The 16,884-nt window shown below is 65.0% G+C and carries 17 protein-coding genes, 1 pseudogene and 1 riboswitch; of the genes and pseudogenes, 13 read left to right on the top strand and 5 right to left on the bottom strand.

What is annotated here, in order from left to right:
* Positions 1–468: 468 nt before the first annotated feature.
* From ACN0TP_RS17420 to ACN0TP_RS17410, 3 genes are all read right to left on the bottom strand, one after another.
* A complete protein-coding gene (locus ACN0TP_RS17420) occupies positions 469–1,824 on the bottom strand; it encodes an MBL fold metallo-hydrolase (RefSeq protein WP_417221091.1) in 1,356 nt (451 codons plus the stop codon).
* 186 nt (positions 1,825–2,010) lie between these two features.
* Entirely contained in the window at positions 2,011–2,424 is a 414-nt protein-coding gene (locus ACN0TP_RS17415; protein WP_417221088.1) for a YkvA family protein, read from the bottom strand.
* A gap of 248 nt (positions 2,425–2,672) precedes the next feature.
* Positions 2,673–3,194, bottom strand: coding sequence for a DUF2127 domain-containing protein (locus ACN0TP_RS17410; protein WP_417221086.1), 522 nt, complete (start codon positions 3,192–3,194; stop codon positions 2,673–2,675).
* A 35-nt stretch (positions 3,195–3,229) separates the two neighbouring features.
* Here ACN0TP_RS17410 and ACN0TP_RS17405 point away from each other — a divergent pair, with 35 nt between their 5' ends.
* The 8 genes from ACN0TP_RS17405 to ACN0TP_RS17370 all read left to right on the top strand — a co-directional run bounded on the left by ACN0TP_RS17405 (position 3,230) and on the right by ACN0TP_RS17370 (position 9,338).
* Positions 3,230–3,817, top strand: coding sequence for a Chromate resistance protein ChrB (locus tag ACN0TP_RS17405; RefSeq protein WP_417221083.1), 588 nt, complete (start codon positions 3,230–3,232; stop codon positions 3,815–3,817).
* A gap of 98 nt (positions 3,818–3,915) precedes the next feature.
* Positions 3,916–4,536, top strand: coding sequence for a hypothetical protein (locus tag ACN0TP_RS17400; protein ID WP_417221082.1), 621 nt, complete (start codon positions 3,916–3,918; stop codon positions 4,534–4,536).
* A gap of 376 nt (positions 4,537–4,912) precedes the next feature.
* On the top strand, positions 4,913–6,256 hold the full coding sequence (locus tag ACN0TP_RS17395) for a hypothetical protein (RefSeq protein WP_417221080.1): 1,344 nt from the start codon (positions 4,913–4,915) through the stop codon (positions 6,254–6,256).
* The gene (locus ACN0TP_RS17390) at positions 6,253–6,717 is read left to right on the top strand and encodes a hypothetical protein (RefSeq protein WP_417221079.1); all 465 of its coding nucleotides are present in this window, start codon (positions 6,253–6,255) and stop codon (positions 6,715–6,717) included. Before ACN0TP_RS17395 ends, ACN0TP_RS17390 begins: the two co-directional genes overlap by 4 nt.
* A 40-nt stretch (positions 6,718–6,757) precedes the next feature.
* Entirely contained in the window at positions 6,758–6,964 is a 207-nt protein-coding gene (locus tag ACN0TP_RS17385) for a helix-turn-helix domain-containing protein (protein WP_417221077.1), read from the top strand.
* Positions 6,965–7,377: 413 nt separating this feature from the next.
* Positions 7,378–7,743, top strand: coding sequence for an ArsR/SmtB family transcription factor (locus ACN0TP_RS17380; RefSeq protein ID WP_417221076.1), 366 nt, complete (start codon positions 7,378–7,380; stop codon positions 7,741–7,743).
* The gene (locus ACN0TP_RS17375) at positions 7,740–8,804 is read left to right on the top strand and encodes a cation diffusion facilitator family transporter (protein ID WP_417221074.1); all 1,065 of its coding nucleotides are present in this window, start codon (positions 7,740–7,742) and stop codon (positions 8,802–8,804) included. Before ACN0TP_RS17380 ends, ACN0TP_RS17375 begins: the two co-directional genes overlap by 4 nt.
* 54 nt (positions 8,805–8,858) lie before the next feature.
* Positions 8,859–9,338, top strand: a complete 480-nt coding sequence (locus ACN0TP_RS17370; protein WP_417221072.1) for a peptidase — start codon at positions 8,859–8,861, stop codon at positions 9,336–9,338.
* A 66-nt stretch (positions 9,339–9,404) separates the two neighbouring features.
* On the opposite strand, the gene ACN0TP_RS17365 is transcribed toward ACN0TP_RS17370, so the two are convergent.
* On the bottom strand, positions 9,405–9,827 hold the full coding sequence (locus ACN0TP_RS17365) for a four-helix bundle copper-binding protein (RefSeq protein WP_417221071.1): 423 nt from the start codon (positions 9,825–9,827) through the stop codon (positions 9,405–9,407).
* 256 nt (positions 9,828–10,083) lie between these two features.
* Between ACN0TP_RS17365 and ACN0TP_RS17360 the strand changes: the two genes are divergently transcribed.
* From ACN0TP_RS17360 to ACN0TP_RS17345, 4 genes and pseudogenes are all read left to right on the top strand, one after another.
* Positions 10,084–10,539, top strand: coding sequence for a hypothetical protein (locus tag ACN0TP_RS17360; protein WP_417221068.1), 456 nt, complete (start codon positions 10,084–10,086; stop codon positions 10,537–10,539).
* Between the two features lie 113 nt (positions 10,540–10,652).
* Positions 10,653–11,261, top strand: coding sequence for a DUF305 domain-containing protein (locus ACN0TP_RS17355; protein WP_417221065.1), 609 nt, complete (start codon positions 10,653–10,655; stop codon positions 11,259–11,261).
* A gap of 92 nt (positions 11,262–11,353) precedes the next feature.
* Entirely contained in the window at positions 11,354–12,244 is an 891-nt protein-coding gene (locus ACN0TP_RS17350; RefSeq protein WP_417221062.1) for a F510_1955 family glycosylhydrolase, read from the top strand.
* A gap of 94 nt (positions 12,245–12,338) precedes the next feature.
* Positions 12,339–13,090 (top strand): annotated as a pseudogene (locus ACN0TP_RS17345) (cytochrome c biogenesis CcdA family protein).
* Positions 13,091–13,113: 23 nt separating this feature from the next.
* Here ACN0TP_RS17345 and ACN0TP_RS17340 read toward each other — a convergent pair.
* Positions 13,114–15,279: a heavy metal translocating P-type ATPase gene (locus tag ACN0TP_RS17340; protein ID WP_417221060.1), complete on the bottom strand. Its 2,166-nt coding sequence runs from the start codon at positions 15,277–15,279 to the stop codon at positions 13,114–13,116.
* Positions 15,280–15,497: 218 nt separating this feature from the next.
* A riboswitch (cyclic di-AMP (ydaO/yuaA leader) is annotated at positions 15,498–15,655 on the top strand.
* Between the two features lie 6 nt (positions 15,656–15,661).
* On the opposite strand from ACN0TP_RS17340, the gene ACN0TP_RS17335 reads away from it, so the two are divergent.
* The gene (locus ACN0TP_RS17335) at positions 15,662–16,600 is read left to right on the top strand and encodes a C40 family peptidase (RefSeq protein ID WP_417221058.1); all 939 of its coding nucleotides are present in this window, start codon (positions 15,662–15,664) and stop codon (positions 16,598–16,600) included.
* Positions 16,601–16,884 lie beyond the last annotated feature (284 nt).

Raw genomic sequence — 16,884 nt, 5'->3', positions numbered from 1 at the left:
ATCCAACCGTTGCACGTGCGGTGCCTCCGCGACCCCACCGGAGGCAAAGCGGTTCGCCGGCACCGGATGGCTCGGCAGACTTTTCAGTCGGGACTAGGTTGTGATCCCGCGGGGTGGTGTCCACCGCGAGTGATTTTTTCGGGCCCCGGCCAAAGGTGGGATCGTCATTGTGGACCAATTGCCTGGTTCTGTGGCATGCGGACACTTCTTGGCCGGGCCAGCGTGCGCACCGCGTCTGGCCACCATTTCCGCTTTGGGAAACACCGGCCGCGTTTTGGGAACAGGGGAGTGGATTCCAGGCACGGCACGCGCCGGTCGGCTACGCGGGGCCGAACGCGGATCTGCAGGTCCCGATGGCTGGGGACCCGGGATGCGCGAGGCCCACATCGGCCACGGGCCCGGTGGGACCGAGGTAGAACGGCCCGGATCGGACTGTAGCTGGCGAACGCCAGGGCGGGCTGTGGGCGGTTAATTCCCGCTGATCGGCAGTCCGGCGCTTGCGGCGTCGGTGAACATGGCATCGATGTGCACGACGTCTTTGCCGGCGCGTTGCAGCAGGCTCGCGGCGATGCCGGAGCGGTACCCGGAGGCGCAGTGCACCCATAGCCTGCCCGGGGGGACGTCGGCCATGCGGGGCAAAAGTTCGTGGACGGGTATGTTGACGGCTCCCCTGATATGGGACTTGTCGAATTCGTCCGAGCGCCGCACGTCGAAGATGATGTCGTCGCCGGTAGTGCCGTGGGGCACCTTTTCCCAACCGACGCGTGGATACTGGGAGGTATCCGCGTCGGGGGCCCATTCGCCGGGGCCGTCGCCGATGGACGCGTCGGGTGAATCGATGCCGATGCGTGACAGGTCGCGGATGGCGTTATCCACCTCCTCGTGTGTTCCCACCAGCGTCAGCTTTTCGTTCCAGGGCAGCACCCATCCGAGGTAGCCGGTGAAGCTGGAGCCGTCGCCGTATTCGAAGCTGACGGATCCACTGAGGTGGTTGCCGGAGAACGCGACCCTGTTGCGCAGGTCGATGACCCATCCACCTTCGCCGAGACGGCGGGTGATTTCGTTGGCGTCGACGGATTCGGGCACGGTCAGGTCAGGCGAACCGGGGCCTTGGAGGTTCAACGGGCTCATGTGCGCGTAGTAGGCCGGGTATGCGGTGAGGTTGGCAATCAGCGCGGTGACGAAGTGGTCCTCGTCCGGGTCTGTCAGGGCGTGGTTCTGCCGTTCCTGTTCGGCGATCGTGGAGGAGTCCACCCCTGTGGCCGGTCCGCTGGAGCAGAAGGAACCGAAGCCGTGGGTCGGGTACAACTGCGCGTCGGGCGCGGCTTCTCCGACGAGACGACGCGCCGATGCGTATTGCTCCCGGGTCAGCATCTCGGTGTCTTCGTCGCTGACCAGATCCGTCCGCCCGACGGACCCGTATAGCAGGCTTCCTCCGGAGAAGACTGCCTCCTCGCCATCATGGCCGACGATGTACGACAGGTGCGTATGGGTATGGCCCGGGGTCGCCAGGGCCCGCATGGTCAGCTTGCCGATGTGGATGACCTCGCCGTCCGCGATGGGTGTTCGCTCGTAGTCCAAGGGGTCCGCGGCGTTGACCAGGTATTGCGCCCCGTGGGCCCGGGCCAGCTTGAGGCCGCCCGTGAGGTAGTCGTTGTGGATATGTGTCTCGGCGATGTGGGTGATGCGCACCCCGGCCTCGCGCACGGCGGCTTCGAGCCGGTCCGTATCGCGTTGCGGGTCGATCACCAGTGCGCTCGAGCCGTCGTGTACCAGGTAGCTGCGATCGCCCAGCTGGGGTGTATCGATGGTGATGATGTTCATGGGGGTGCTCCTAGTGCTGATGCCTTCCACAGGCTTCCCGATGCCAGTGCCTAGGAGCATAGTCCGAGGACCAACGGCCTGCATCCCTTCGGGGGGGTGCCGGGCCCCTAAACACCGGTCAGAGAATCCCGAAAAGCGTTCGTTTCCTAAGAAGTCTGATTCCGGCCGCCACTTTCACGAGGGCCGCTACCGCCGGTCGGCTCCCGAAAGCCTTGCAAGGATGTCCAGCCCCTGCGGACTGCCCGGCCAGTTCCTTTCCAACGCCGGGAAACCAGAGTGCCTGATCACGGAACGCAGGACGAGGGCGACGATGACGACGTCGTCCGCGTAGCCGATGACGGGCAGGAAGTCCGGGACCAGGTCGATGGGGAGCACCAGGTAGATGAGTAGCAGTACCAGCATGAACCGCACGCGGGCCGGCACTGCCCGATCGGCCATCATCCGTCGGATCAAACGCAGCAGGTCCGGCAACAGCCTCAGCGCATCGCCGAAGGTGACGGTGTCGGGATGCTTGCGCGCATACACCCACAGGGCTGCCAAAAGGGCCAGGTAAAGCAGCAGGAAACCGCCGACGGTGCCCGCCATCAGTTGCCACCACATCCGTGTCCTCCAATCGACTCGATTTCGCGACAGCCGCAGCGACCACGACTTACGTCTGGTTTCACCCGTCAGGCCACGCTCCCGCCACGCACGGAGCCGTTCAGCGGCCCGAGACCCACCCCGGGCCCTTCGGCCGGATCGACAAGGCCTGCATCTTCGCGTTTTCGTGCCCGGCCCCGCATCCGTCTGAGCCGCCGCGCCGGTACCGTGAAGGCCACCGCTTCGGAGTCCATGACCTGCACCACCGGCTAGGCCTGCCGGGGCCGCGGGTCCTCGGCAGGATCGGCCGAGCGGGTCTTGTGGGCACCGTATTCGTGCCAGGTGAGCCAGACGATGAAGATATCGAAAACCGTCAACAAGGCCATTGCCCAGGAGAAGGCCACCGCCATCTGGTACCCCTGGTAGACGATGAACGCCAGCAGGAAGGCGATCATCCATGGATAGGCCCAGAGCTTGTCCCGCAGCACCGCCCAGACCAGCACGATCTTCACCAGCCCGTGCAGCAGCAGGTAGACCGCAGCGAAGATGCTCGCCGAGACCGTCATCGCCCCGGCGGCGTCCCGCAGCGCGTTGGCCACGAGATCCCCGGGGTCCTCGATGAGCTCGTGCTGGGTGATGACCCGGACCAGGGAACCGATCCGGTCGGGTGGGACCAGCAGGAACAAGATTCCCCCGACCAGCTCCAGGAGGCCGTCCAGGCCTTTCAGGACCAGGCTGACCTTAAACGTCTTGTCCAGCCAGTTCCCGGCAAACAGGGTGCGCTGCATCATTCCTCCGGCCTGTAACGGCGGTTACAATCTTGATTGTGGCACATGAACTGAAGTGGGTCCTCGTTTTCTTCCAGGTTCCCGCCGAACCCTCCCGTTACCGGGTGGCGGTATGGCGCCAGCTGCGCCGCACCGGGGCGGTGCCGGTCTCCCCGGGTGTTTGGACCCTGCCGGCCGGGTCCGCCATCGACCCCGGCCTTGAACAGGCTGCCGAACTGTGCCGCGAGGGCGGAGGGACCTTCGCGCTCATCGACGCTTCTCCCCGCGACGGGTCGTCGACGGCGATGCTCAGCGAAGCCTACCGTTCCGTGCGCCTGGATGAATGGGCCGAATTCATGGCTGATTGCGGCAAGTTCGAGCAGGAGATCGCCCGAGAGATCCACAAGCAGAAGTTCACCTTCGCGGAGCTGGAGGAGGAGGAGCAGAGCCTCACCCGGTTGCGCCGCTGGTTCCGGGACCTGAAGAAGCGCGACGTCCTGGCCCTGCCGGAAGCCAGGGAGGCCGAGGAGAGGCTGGGGGCCTGCACCTTGTACCTGGACGGGTACGCCGAGCAGGTCTATGCCACCGTCCAGGCGTCGATGGGGCCCGCTGCCAACCGGGGGCCGGCGGACGAAGATACCCCATGAACCCGCCGGATGACCCGGCCCCCCGGGGTCGGCATGCAGTGCACGCTCCGCCCGGTCGACGTCCCGCCCTCCGGGCAGCGGCCAGATCCTTCCCGAGCGTGCAAAGCGCGGCGATGCTGGTCGCCGTCGAGGTGCTCTTCCTCGGGTACTTTGCCGTTTCGGCCGTGATGCGCACATGGGCCCTGGCCGTCATCCCCGGACTGTTGGCCTTTGCGGCCCTGGTGCCGTGGTGGCTCGAACAGGCCGTCGAGGCGAGGTTGCCGACGTGGCTGCATGCCACCTACCTCGCCTTCCTGCTGGCGGGCCCTTTCGCCGGCGGCCGCCTCGGGTTGTATGCGATCTGGCCACACTGGGACAAGGCCATCCACACCCTTTCGGGGTTCCTGGTGGGCTCGACCGTGTTCCTCGGCCTCGGTGTGATCCGCCGCAGGAACAACCTTCACCTTCCGCCCTACCTCGTGGGCGCAGCGGTCATGGCCACCGGTGGTTTCGTCGCGGCCACCTGGGAGATCGCCGAATACACCAGCGACCGCCTGCTGGGCACACATGCCCAAAACGCGAGCCTTGACGACACCATGACCGACATCATCTGCGGCCTCCTCGGAGCCTTCATCATCACCGGGTTGGCAGCATCCCATGCCCGTTGGCACCCCCTGCCCCTCGTCGCCTCACTGCTGCGCAACCGCGATCTGCCCCGACAGACGACGAGAGCCGACTGATCCGCACTGCATCCGGCTAGGTGTCCGGGGCCTCCCGGTAAACGTTCGTTTAGTGAGAAGGACCGAAAGCCGTGCGGGGCTGTAATCGTGAGCATCCAGTTGCGCACATGGCATTTGAGACGCACACAGACCGCCGCAGAGGTGTCACAACCGGCTGATCCTCAAAGGGTCGTTTTAGCACAGCCCAAGGATCATGCCAGCGGGGTGTCATTTTCCGAAGGCTAATGCACTATGGATATCCAAAGGTGGCCTACATTGCTTGTGGTTTCCCGCGAGGGGAACTTTTGCCGGGCAACTCCTTCCGAGCATTTTTCGCGTGGCTTATACAAAACTCAGAGTAAATCGACCGGCAGTCGCTGCCCTCAAAAATTGGTCGTTGACAGGCACATCCTTGCGGTGCAAATATCTCTCATCACTTGCAGTTTCACTCAAAGATGAGAGTTGGCTGAACATGCCCTCAATCGGGGTCACCACCGCAGTAGCGAGTTCCTTTCTATTGGCTTCTCTGGCCGCTCCCATGGCCTCCCCGCATGTTCCACAGGGCATCGTCCTCCCGGGACAGAGCACAATTGCCCTCACCTTGAACGGCGATGCCCCTTCCGTCAGGCACGTTGCCTCCGGCGCATCCATCTCTCTGACGGCGTTGGACGAAATTGGCGACGGGGAAGATGCCTACCAGGGCATGACCCCGGACAATAAACCAGTGAAAGTCACCTTGCTCTCAGCTCTTCCAGCTATCAACCTGGAATCTGTCGAGCCCATTGCTGCACCCCACGAGAGCGTCCCGGTTCCGGAAACTGGCGACGCCGTCGAGGAGGAAACCACCGTCGAGGTCCCCGCAGTCAACAAGAGCGACCTCAGCCCGGTACTGGCACTGGCGACCAGCGAAACCTCATACTCCCTGGTCGCTCCTGCGGGAAGTCGGATCGACTCTGTAGACATTGACGGCGTCCAGGTGAACAACGTCGGCATGGGCGGAGGAGACACGACCAAACCAGTGGTCTACTCAGGCGTAGTCACCCAGGACGGCACCCACAACCTGGCGGTCAAATTCGACGAAGGTGACTACCAGCGTTCTCTTTCCCTCGATTTTCAAGCGACCAACGCAACGACCGCTGCGGCATCACCGTACGGAACTGCGTCCCGCACACAGTTCCGCTACGCCACCTTCATCCCCAACAACCGGGTTGACGTTCCCACCGTTTGCCATCCCACGAATACCAACGGAACATACAACGGCAACAACCGCACCTGGAAGCCCGGATACACGAAGGAGGAGTTCCTTTCCTACAAAACAGCCATGGGCGTCGATTTCAACTGGCTCAAACTAAACCAGACATTCAAAAAGGGCGTTGGCGTCAGCAAGGAATACAACTCCCAGGGCGCTCTAATCAAGACCGGCGTCGCAAGCTCCGCTGGAATGAAGTTCTTCGGGAACTACATCAACAAGACCTACGGCCGCGCGCGGATGAACCACTCAGTGGGTAACCCGCTCTGCTGGGCTGCCGGCGACATCTTCTATACCGCCACCGTTGATAGTTGGCGCAGCGGCAAAATGCAGATCACTACGAGGCGAGTAAAGGCCCCCTCACACGAGTTCTACGCACGAGGAGCATCGCCGTACTGGACCATCATGGGAAGACAGAACCTCCAAAGCTTCTTCTGCCTCAACCTGAACTGTGGCACGGAGTCCTACAGTGCAACCAAGAGTGTCTGGTGAGTCCCATTTCCAAGGCGCGCAATGAGACCGTGGCATCAAATGTCCCGGCGGCCCTGGTCCGGTTTTCATGGTTCACTATATTCACCACCGTTATCGGAACGGTCATGCTGGTGGCTCTCTCGGCAACAGGAGTCGGATTCTCATGGGCTGACGCGGTGAAGACTCTGGCCTATATGTTCCTCCTTGGCGCGGTCTCTACGGCGGCGGGAAGCCTGGTGCCCACGTTGGTGACCAAACATGCGTCAACCTTCAGGGATTGGTATTTGGTCACCCTGGCGATGGCGCTGGCGGTCGCCCTGACAGACAACCCGGAGCTGAGCGGTCAGGGTTTCCTGGACAGCCTCATCGTCAACTTTCCGCTACCACTAGTGGCCACGGCACTTTCGGTACTCGCGTTCGTTGGCCTACAGGCACTGAAGCAAGCTGGACGCGGGAGTGCGCGGCCCAGCAAAGAATACTGATCCACCCGGCGAAGGCTCACTGGCTGCTGAAACCTACGCGATGGAGCGGGCGGCCGACGCCCGCGCAGTGGCCTCCAGCAAGGGCAAAGGCATCGGCCGGCTCGGCGTTGTCCATCCATCGAAACTCGCCTACGCCAAACATCTGAGCGACCAGGGAAACCCCATCCGGGAAGGCGTAGAGAAGACAGACATCACCCGCTCAAGCCTCTACCGATACCTGCCGCCCCGCCTCCCCCGGGGACGGTGACCGGCGAGGGAGAACGCGAAACCCGTTGAAGCGCGATTCTCAGATCGCTAGTCCAGACGACTGTGGGCCGGAATGCGATTTGGCAATGCAGGGGACTTCGGATCACCGTCATCCGAAGTCCCCTGCATTACCGCGTAATGACGGCATTCCCAATGCGGTAGATCTCTGAAATTGGCACCCGGTGGGTCAGAACAAACCGTCCAGGATGGGCCCCTTCTGCACATTCTTATTGGAGGACACAATTTCGACTGTTGCGAGAGTTGACGGCCGAGTCGCAATGTCATTTTCAGAACCCCTGCATTGGATATCAGAAGTCGCCTGCAACATGATTTGGCACCACATGCCGATCCTTCACCAGGGGTGCCGCCCGGCGCCGACCATGACAAGCGGCCTGGCCATGTAATAATGTTCGCATGCATGCAGATACCAATATGTGTGGTCGAGAACCGGATAGCCAGTATGTCGAACTCGCGGTGGAGATCTTCTCCATGCTCGCCGACGCCACACGCGTACGGCTCGTCCTGGCCCTACGTGACGGTGAGCTGCCGGTGAACCAGCTGGCCGAAATCGTGGACAAGTCCCCGGCAGCCGTATCCCAGCACCTGGCGAAGATGCGCCTGTCCCGGATGGTCCTCAGCCGCCAGGACGGAACCCGCGTGTTCTACCGTCTGGCCAACGAGCACGCCCGCCAGCTGGTCAGCGACGCGATCTTCCAGGCCGAACACGCCCTCGGCGGGACGCCACTGCACCACCACGAGGACGCCGGGGAAACCCCGTGACACCCTCCACCCAGCACGGGCACACCCACGGCCACAACGACGACCACCCCCATGACGGACACGAACGTCACCACGACCATGACCAGGGCGGTCACGACCACGAGCACCCTTCCGGGTTCCGCGGGGTCATCCACGGTTTGTTCGTCCCACACAGCCACGACGTCTCCGATTCCATCGATGACGCCATGCAGAGCAGCGCCAAGGGCATCAGGGCGGTCAAGCTCTCCCTGATCGGCCTCGGGGTTACCGCGGTGTTCCAGCTCGTGGTGGTGGTGATCAGCGGATCGGTCGCCCTGCTGGCCGATACCGTCCACAACTTCTCCGATGCCCTGACGGCGATACCCCTGTGGATTGCCTTCCTACTCGGCCGCCGGGCCGCCACGAAACGCTTCACCTTCGGGTACGGGCGGGCCGAGGACATGGCCGGGTTGTTCATCGTCGCGATGATCGCCCTCTCAGCCGTGATCGCCGCCGCCGAGTCGATCCGCAGGTTCTTCGAGCCCCAACCACTGGAGAACCTGGGGTGGGTCCTGGCCGCAGGTCTGATCGGCTTCGCCGGGAACGAGGCGGTGGCCATGTACCGCATCAAGGTGGGCCGGCAGATTGGTTCGGCTGCCCTGGTCGCCGACGGGGTCCATGCCCGCACCGACGGGTTCACCTCGCTGGCCGTCGTGCTCGGTGTTGCCGGCGTCTGGCTCGGCTTCCCGCTGGCCGACCCAATCATCGGCCTGCTGATCTCCGCCGCAATCGCCGTCCTGCTCTGGGGAACCGCCCGGGACATCGGCCGGCGGCTCATGGACGGAGTGGATCCGGACCTGGTCCAACGCGCCGAAAGGGCCCTCGGGGGAATCGCGCCGGGCGACCCGGGTGTGCGCATGCGGTGGATGGGCCACAAGCTCCACGTGGAGGTTTCCATCCCCGCAGACGATGAGCCCACCATGACGCAGATGAGGGAGCGGAACCGGTCGGTCGAACAAGCAATCCGAGCGGCGCTGCCAAACGTCGGCACGATGGTCGCCGTGCCGGTCTGGACTACGCCAGAGAAGCCAACTCCTGCCTAAGCCCGAACCGATCCGTGATCCACTCCTCCGGCCACCCTCTCCGGGAAGGACGGCATGCCAACCACTCCCCGCCATACCGTCATCGCCAGGCTGCCCACGGGCGAAGACTTCGGGGTTACTTCCGATGCGCTGGAAATGATCAGGGCGTTCGGCGGGACACTGCACTGTTTCAGTGGCCCGGGCGGGTGCCGGGCCACCGGGTTGTACTTTTCCCGGACCCTGCCCCGAAAACCCGTCCACTGCACGCTGTATCCAGCGGAAACTTCTGGATCCACCACGAGCATGGATTCGGGTGCCCCTGGATCGCAACCGGCATTCGAGGATGTCCAGTTGAGTGTCAGCCCTGATCTGTCCGCGCAGCTGCAAGGTGCCGTCTTGGACTTCGGCAACTACAACTGGATGCAACGTTTCATCTGGCTGCAGCTGCCTTCAGCGGGGGATGCCCGCTGTGGTTGCCGCCGGTCGTTCGGGGCCCGCACGGGAAAACACTCGCCCTGCCTGGACAAGCAGGCAGTGGGCCTGACCGATCTCTAGGCAGGACCGGCAGCATGAAGTTTCCGACATCCTGCCCTTCGGCGGGTCCTCTCGGGGCAGCCCCGGCTATTCGGAGGCTCCGCGCCCCAGGCCGGCAAGGAGGTCATTGCATGCCTGTTCGCAGCGGCGGCAGGCTTCGGCGCAGACCTTGCAGTGCTCGTGCATTTCGGCGTGTTGTCCGCATTCATCGGCGCAGGCCTTGCAGGTCGCGGCACATGCCTCCAGGACGGAGCGGGTGACGTTGGCGTCGTAGCCGGTATGCCGGGAGAGGACGTTGCCGGTGGTGGCGCAGACATCGGCGCAATCCTGGTTCGTCCTGATGCACTTGGTCAGTTCGGCGACCATTTCCTCACCCAGGCACGCATCCGCGCAGGAGGTGCAGGTCTGGGCACACTCGAAACACGCGGCGATGCATTCGGCGAGTTTTCCGCGGTCGATGTCCCCCAGGTCCTTGGGGTAGGCGTCGAGCATCGAGGTGATGTGGCTCATTGGATTGCTCCCTTGTGCGTCGGTTCGTCCAGTCGGGGCGTGCCGGGCACGCCTGGTTTTCCCACGGTAGACCTGCCCATGGGGCGTGTCGACGGGATATGCAGCCAATCCAACCGACTCCCCGCACCTCGAACGCGCATACCCCCGCGGGGTAGGCCCGCGCCCTGCCTTTGATCACGGGCTGGTCCACGACTCTGTACTCCGGCCCATGGCCGCGAATGAAGCGGGCCCTGTTCCCGGCCGGTAGAATGGGCCAGTGATGGATTCAGGAAGGACCGTGCCCCGCCGGCATTCTTTCCTGCTCCTGCTGTGCCTCGGAGCCGTCCTGACGGGCATCATCGGCATGCACCTGTGGATGGGCGGCCACGGGGAACATGCGGATTCCCAGACGGGCCTGGCTTCTGCCAACGCCGCCTCGCCAGCCAATGCGATGACGGCCACTGCCTCGGATATTCCCAGCGCGCATGCGGACACCGGGCCAACGGGCGACGGCTCGCCAATGGCTGGTTGCGTCGGCACCTGCGACGCCGGGGACATGGCCGCTGGCATCTGCGTGCTCTCGTTGATCGTCCTGGCGATGTTCGTCTTCCTGGTTCCAACGCGAAACAAGCTGCCAAATTCGCTCCTGCGTCGTGGCCCGCCCCCTGCCCCGGAAGTATTCCGGATTGTTCCCACGCCTTCGTTGGCCCAACTCTGCATTAGCCGCACCTAGGATCCGGTGCGCGGACCAGTCGTGCCCACCGGACACCTGGTTTCGCCTTCACCGGCCGCCTTTTGGCGGCTGGATGACCTGCAGACATCTTGGACAACGAAGGACGAACCACCATGAAACGCAAGCTTTTACTGCCCGCCATCGGCATCGCCGCAGCCATCACCCTGGCAGGATGTGCCGGCAACGAGAACCCCGCCGCCTCTGACGCCGCGTCGAGCTCGTCCCAGCAGCCGGCCTCGTCGGCCGCCGGGAGCCAGGTGTCGGCCGAGCACAACGACGCGGACACGATGTTCGCGCAGATGATGACCCCCCACCACAAGCAGGCCGTGCAGATGAGCGAGATCATGCTCGCCAAGGACGGCATCGACAGCGGGATCACCGACTTGGCCACCATGATCAAGGATGCCCAGGGACCGGAGATCCAGACCATGACCGGATGGCTGAAAACGTGGGGCGAGCCCACCGAAATGGGCATGGAAGGCCACGGCATGGAGGGCATGATGACCGACGACCAGCTCAAGGAGTTGGAGTCGGCGCAGGGTACCGACGCGTCGAGGATGTTCCTGGAATCGATGATCGAGCACCACAAGGGTGCCGTCGGCATGGCCGAGGACGAGATCTCCGATGGTCAGAACCCCCAGGCCATTGCCTTGGCCGAACAGATCGTCAAGACGCAGCAGGCGGAGATCAAGAAGATGCAGGACCTGCTCGCCGGCCTCTAGGCCACCACTTCCCCGTGCACCAGCGGTGTGGGACCGGGACCATGCGGTCCCACACCGATCCTGTCTGCGCTTCCAAGAATCCAAGGAACCCCATGCCCTCCATCACGCCCAAGTCCATACTGCCCCGGCGCCGTACCGGAATCGTTGACCTCCTGGCCGCCAGCGCCCTGGTGCTCTCGGCCTGCTCGCCTCCCTCGACACTGGACAGCTCCATTCCCGTGGCAGCCACCGCCGACTACCCGACCAGCCACATCCACGGCATGCACGTGGATGCCGAAACGGGCAAGGTCCTGCTCGCCACCCACGATGGCCTATATGACGTCTCCACGAAACCGGCCACCCGGATCGGCCCGGACATCGACCTCATGGGCTTCACCGTGGCCACCGACGGGACCCTCTATGCCTCCGGTCACCCCGGGCCCGGAGTCGACATGCCCAACCCCGTGGGACTGGTCGAATCCATTGACGGGGGCAGGACCTGGACGCCGCTATCGCGGACCGGGCAATCGGACTTCCACGCCCTGGCCGCCACCCACGAGGGCATCATCGGCTTCGACGGCCAACTGGTCACCAACCAAGGCGGAAGCTCCTGGGAGCTGGCCGAGGACCAGGTGTCCGCCTACCACCTCGCCGCCACCACGGACGGCCACGTCGCCTTGGCAACCACGGAATCGGGGTTGATGCGCTCGTCCGACCACGGCAATTCCTGGGACCGGGTCCCCGGGGCGCCTCTGTTGATGCTCACCGCCGTATCGGGCAACCAGGCAGCGGGCATCACTCCCGACGGAACCCTGTATTCCAGCAGCGACGGCGGGCTGCAATGGCAAAAACGCCCCGCCGCCACGAAGGACGTCGCCGCCATGGACCTGGTCTTCAAGGACGGCAAGCCACAGATCTGGACCGCCTCCCCCACCGGCGTCAAGGTCTCCCGGGACATGGGCCGCACCTTCACCGGCCTCGAGCCCCGGAAGGACCAGGAGTGACCAGCCCCAGGGCCCATGCCACGCCGGGCTCGAACAGGACGATCCACACACCCACGGCACCCGTCCGACCCTGCCATGTCCGGGGAGGGAAAGGATGAGCATCGGCGCGTTCTTCGCCGAAACCGTGCAGTCCGGGGCCCTGGTCGTGGCCGCACCCCTGGCCACGACCGCCGGTATCGTCTCGTTCCTGTCCCCGTGCATCCTGCCCCTGGTCCCGGGCTACCTGGGCTACGTCTCCGGCCTCTCCGAGGCCGGACAGCCGGGCAGCCGCGCCGGCGGATGCTCACCGGTGTCGGCCTGTTCATTCTCGGCTTCGCACTCGTGTTCACCCTCTACGGTGCGGCCTTCGGCCTCATCGGCGGATGGATGCTGCGCTGGCAGGACCTGCTCATCCGGGGCCTGGGTGTCTTCGTCATCGTCATGGGGCTGGTGCTCGTGGGCATCTTCCCGGCACTGCAGCGGACGGTGAAGCCATCGTTCAAGCCCAGGGCCGGTGTGGCCGGGGCGCCGGTGCTGGGAATCGTCTTCGGCCTCGGCTGGACCCCTTGCATGGGCCCCACCCTCAGCGCCGTCCTGGCACTGAGCACCAGCACCGGACAAGCAGGCAGGGGCGCCCTGCTGGGCTTCCTCTACTGCCTGGGTCTGGGGATCCCGTTCCTGCTCGTGGCACTGGGCCTCGAACGGGTGACCCAGGCACTGGGCTTCGTCCGACGCCACATGCGCGCCTTCAACATCGCTGGAGGCTCCCTGCTCATCCTCGTCGGCCTACTGATGGCCACCGGCACCTGGACGTACTGGATCTACGAACTCCAGAACCTCTCCGGAACCTTCACCACCCCCGTATAGGCGCCCCCCTGGCGCGCAACGCCCTAAACGGCGGCCGGTTCCCGCTCCGGGGCAGGTGAACGGCGCAGGGCCTGTGCCGTGCTGGATTCTGGAGACAGGTCAAGGCGGCGCAGCAGCTGGGCGTTCAGGGCGACCACGACGGTGGAGGCCGACATCAGCAGGGCACCGATTGCCATGGGCATCACGAACCCGACCGGTGCCAGCACGCCGGCGGCCAGGGGCACGGAGACCAGGTTGTAGCCGGCCGCCCACCACAGGTTCTGCTTCATCTTGCGGTAGCTGGCACGGGAGAGCTCGATGACCGAGAGCACCGAGCGCGGGTCGTCGCTGGCCAGGATCACCCCGGCCGAGGCGATGGCCACATCCGTGCCTGCCCCGATGGCGATGCCGACATCGGCCCGGGCCAGTGCCGGGGCGTCGTTGACGCCATCACCGACCATGGCGACCTTGCGGCCCTCGCGCTGCAGCTCGGCGACCTTTTCCTCCTTGTTCTCGGGCCGGACCCCGGCGAACACGCGATCGATGCCCAGCTTGCCGGCCACGGAGCGGGCCACGGCCTCGGCGTCGCCGGTGATCATGACGACCTCGATATCCAGGGCATGCAGGGCCCGGACCGCTTCGCGTGATTCCGGGCGGATCTCGTCGGCCAATCCCAGGGCCCCGACCACGGTCCCGTCCCGGAGCACGTGCAGGATGATCGTCCCCTCGGCCTTCCACTCCTCGGTTTCGGGAAGGGGCCCGGCCCCGTGTTGTTCGAGCATGCCGGGCCCGCCGACGCTGATGCTCGATCCATCGACGACCGCGTCCACGCCCAGCGCGGTGGAGGCCTTGAAATCCGTGGCCTGCAGGGTTTCGAGCCCGCGGTCCCTGGCGGCAGCCACAATCGCCTGCGCCAAGGGGTGCTCGCTGTCTGCCTCGGCGGCCGCGGCAACTGCCAGGAGCTCCCGCTCGTCTTCGCCATCGGCTGGCAGGGTCCGGGTCAGGACGGGTTCTCCGCGGGTGAGGGTGCCGGTCTTGTCGAAGAGGACCGAGGTCACGGTGCGCATGCTTTCCAACGCGAGGCGGTCCTTGACCAGGACCCCTCCGCGGGCGGCGCGTTCGGTGGCGATGGAGACGACCAGGGGGATCGCCAGGCCCAGTGCGTGGGGGCAGGCGATGACCAGGACGGTGATGGTCAGGATGACGGCATCGTCCGGGAAACCGAGCAGGCCCCAGACCACCGCGGTGATGACGGCAGCTCCGAGCGCGAACCAGAAGAGCCACCCGGCGGCGGTGTCGGCGATGCGCTGGGCCCGCGAGGAGGACCCCTGGGCCTCGGTGACCAGACGTTGGATCCCTGCCAGGGCGGTGTCCTCGCCGATGGCGGTGATCTCCACCCGCAGCGCGGTGTCCGTGGCCACGGTGCCGGCCACCACCGCATCGCCCGGCCCGCGCCTGACGGGTCGGGATTCACCGGTGATCATGGACTCGTCGACGTCGGCGGTGCCTTCGACCACGCGCCCGTCGGCAGGGACCCTGCCTCCGGGGCGGACGATCGCCACATCGCCGACCACGAGATCGGCGGGGGCGACAGGCACGGCCTGGCCGTCGACAATCTTTTCCGCCTCGTCGGGCAGCAGGGCGGCCAGGGAATCCAGGGCAGAGGAGGTCTGGGCCAGGGAACGCATCTCGATCCAGTGGCCCAGCAACATGATGACGATCAGCAGGGCCAGTTCCCACCAGAAGTCCAGGCCATGGTCCAGCAGGCCAAGGTGGGCACCCCAGGAAGCCAGGAATGCCACGGTAATGGCCAGGGCGATCAACAGCATCATCCCGGGCTTGCGGTCCTTGAGCTCGCTGGCCGCGCCGGTCAGGAACGGCTTTCCGCCCCAGACGTACATGAGGGTGCCCAGTATCGGAGAGATCCACGTGATCCAACGTGCTTCGGGCAGCTGGTAGCCGATGATCGAGGCGAACATGCCACTGAACCCGACCACCGGCACCGCGATGACCAGCATGATCCAGAACAGTCGGCGGAACTGCCCAACATGGTCCCCATGCCCGTGATGGCCACCGTGGCCCCCCACCTCTCCGTGCCCCGCGTGCTCCATGCGGGCGTGGTCGTGCCCCGTGTGCCCAGCCGACGCCGACACGGAAGCGCTGTCGCCGGTGTGGGCGTGGTGTTCATGGTGCCGTCCTTCAGTTTCCATGCACAGAACATATACCCCCCGGGGGTATATGACAAGGTCTTATGGCGGACCTCACGAGCGGCCCGCCCGGCCCGCCATCCGACTACGTGACACGGCAGATATCGATTCGTAATCAATTCGTGACTTTTACACTGCTTTCATGTAAATTCGTTCCCGTGCCGGGCTTCCTATGAGCCCGGCGCACCCAAGTGGATTGCCGAGCACTGCCACCACTACGGGTTCCGTTCACGCAAAATTCTGGCAGTGGCGGGGGAACCAATATCCGGGTCCACCAGGGCCCTTGGGGTTAAGCGCTCCGCACTGCCATGCAGCGCGGGCGCCGAGTGACTCCCACTCGAATCCGACAGCTCACCCCGCAGGCATTGGGAGAGGTAACCAACACATGACCAAGCGACACCTGGGCCGCCACCGCGCCATGCCCGCCCGCAGCAACCCCTTGGGGTCGATTTCGAAGGCAGTTTCCTCCAATGCCGGTTCCGTTGGCCGCCAGGCCGCCGTCATCGCCGCCGCCTCCGGTCTCGTGCTGACCCTTGGTGTTCCGGCTGAGGGCGCCCCGGCCGCCCGCGAGGCAGCCAAGGCCCCGGCCGCGGACATCCTGCGCACTTCCGTGGACACCCCTGCCGCCGTCACCGTTGCGGACGCCAAGCCACGAGAGCTGAAGCAGATCAAGGTCTCCGTCGCCGACGTGAAGTCCACCGACGGTTCCGCCCACCGCGCGGCACTGCGCAAGGCCGCAGCCGAGCGCGAGGCGGCCCAGGAAGCGGCCGCCGAACGCGAAGCCGCCCAGGCGGATGCCGCCGCGGCGGCCGAGCGCGAAGACGCAGCGGCAGGTGCCGCCATGACCCGCGAAAGCCGCCAGTCCTCGACACCGGCGCAGCCGAGCACGAGCAACAACGCCGAGTCGACCGGCACGGTCACCACGGCCTCCACCCCGAAGAAGACCGAAGCCAGCAGCTCGGCCTCAAGCGTCGGCCTATCAGGCATCGCGGGCATGGCCATGGGCTACGAGGGCACACCCTATGTCTGGGGTGGCAGCAGTCCCTCGGGTTGGGATTGCTCCGGGTTCATCCAGTACATCTACGGCAAGGCCGGAATCAGCCTGCCCCACAACACGACTGCCATCCGCACCAGCGGCAAGTTCGTGAAAACCTCCAACCCCAAGCCGGGTGACCTGGTGTACCAGAACGGCGGCAGCCACGCCGGCATCTACATCGGCGGGGGCAAGATCATCGGTGCCCAGAACCCCTCCGTCGGCACCGTCGTCCGTCCGGCGGACAGCCCGTACGGGCCGTTGATGGGCTACTACACCTACGTAGGCTAGGCGGGACCCGAAAAGAGGGCCTCATCCATCTCTGGATGGGGGCCCTCTTTTTCTTGCCACGGCAGGGCAACCGAATCGATGAAAATCCGGGCTCATTGCAGGGACACGGCCACATGATCGAGGACGTCAAGGCGGTCCATCTTTCCGCGGGGCGCCGGCACCCCGTACTTTGGTTCGCGCGTAAGCCGGTCCTTGGTCGCGATGCTGCTAGGTGCGTGGGTCAATAATGCTGAGCCCGAACTTTAAAACGCCGACGCAATAGCAAGGGTCCATAGGGTGCGGCT

The organism is Arthrobacter sp. (assembly GCF_048266065.1).
Classification (GTDB): Bacteria; Actinomycetota; Actinomycetes; order Actinomycetales; family Micrococcaceae; genus Arthrobacter_H.
Note: the sequence above shows the minus strand (reverse complement) of the source record. Positions and strands in the feature narration are given on the sequence as shown.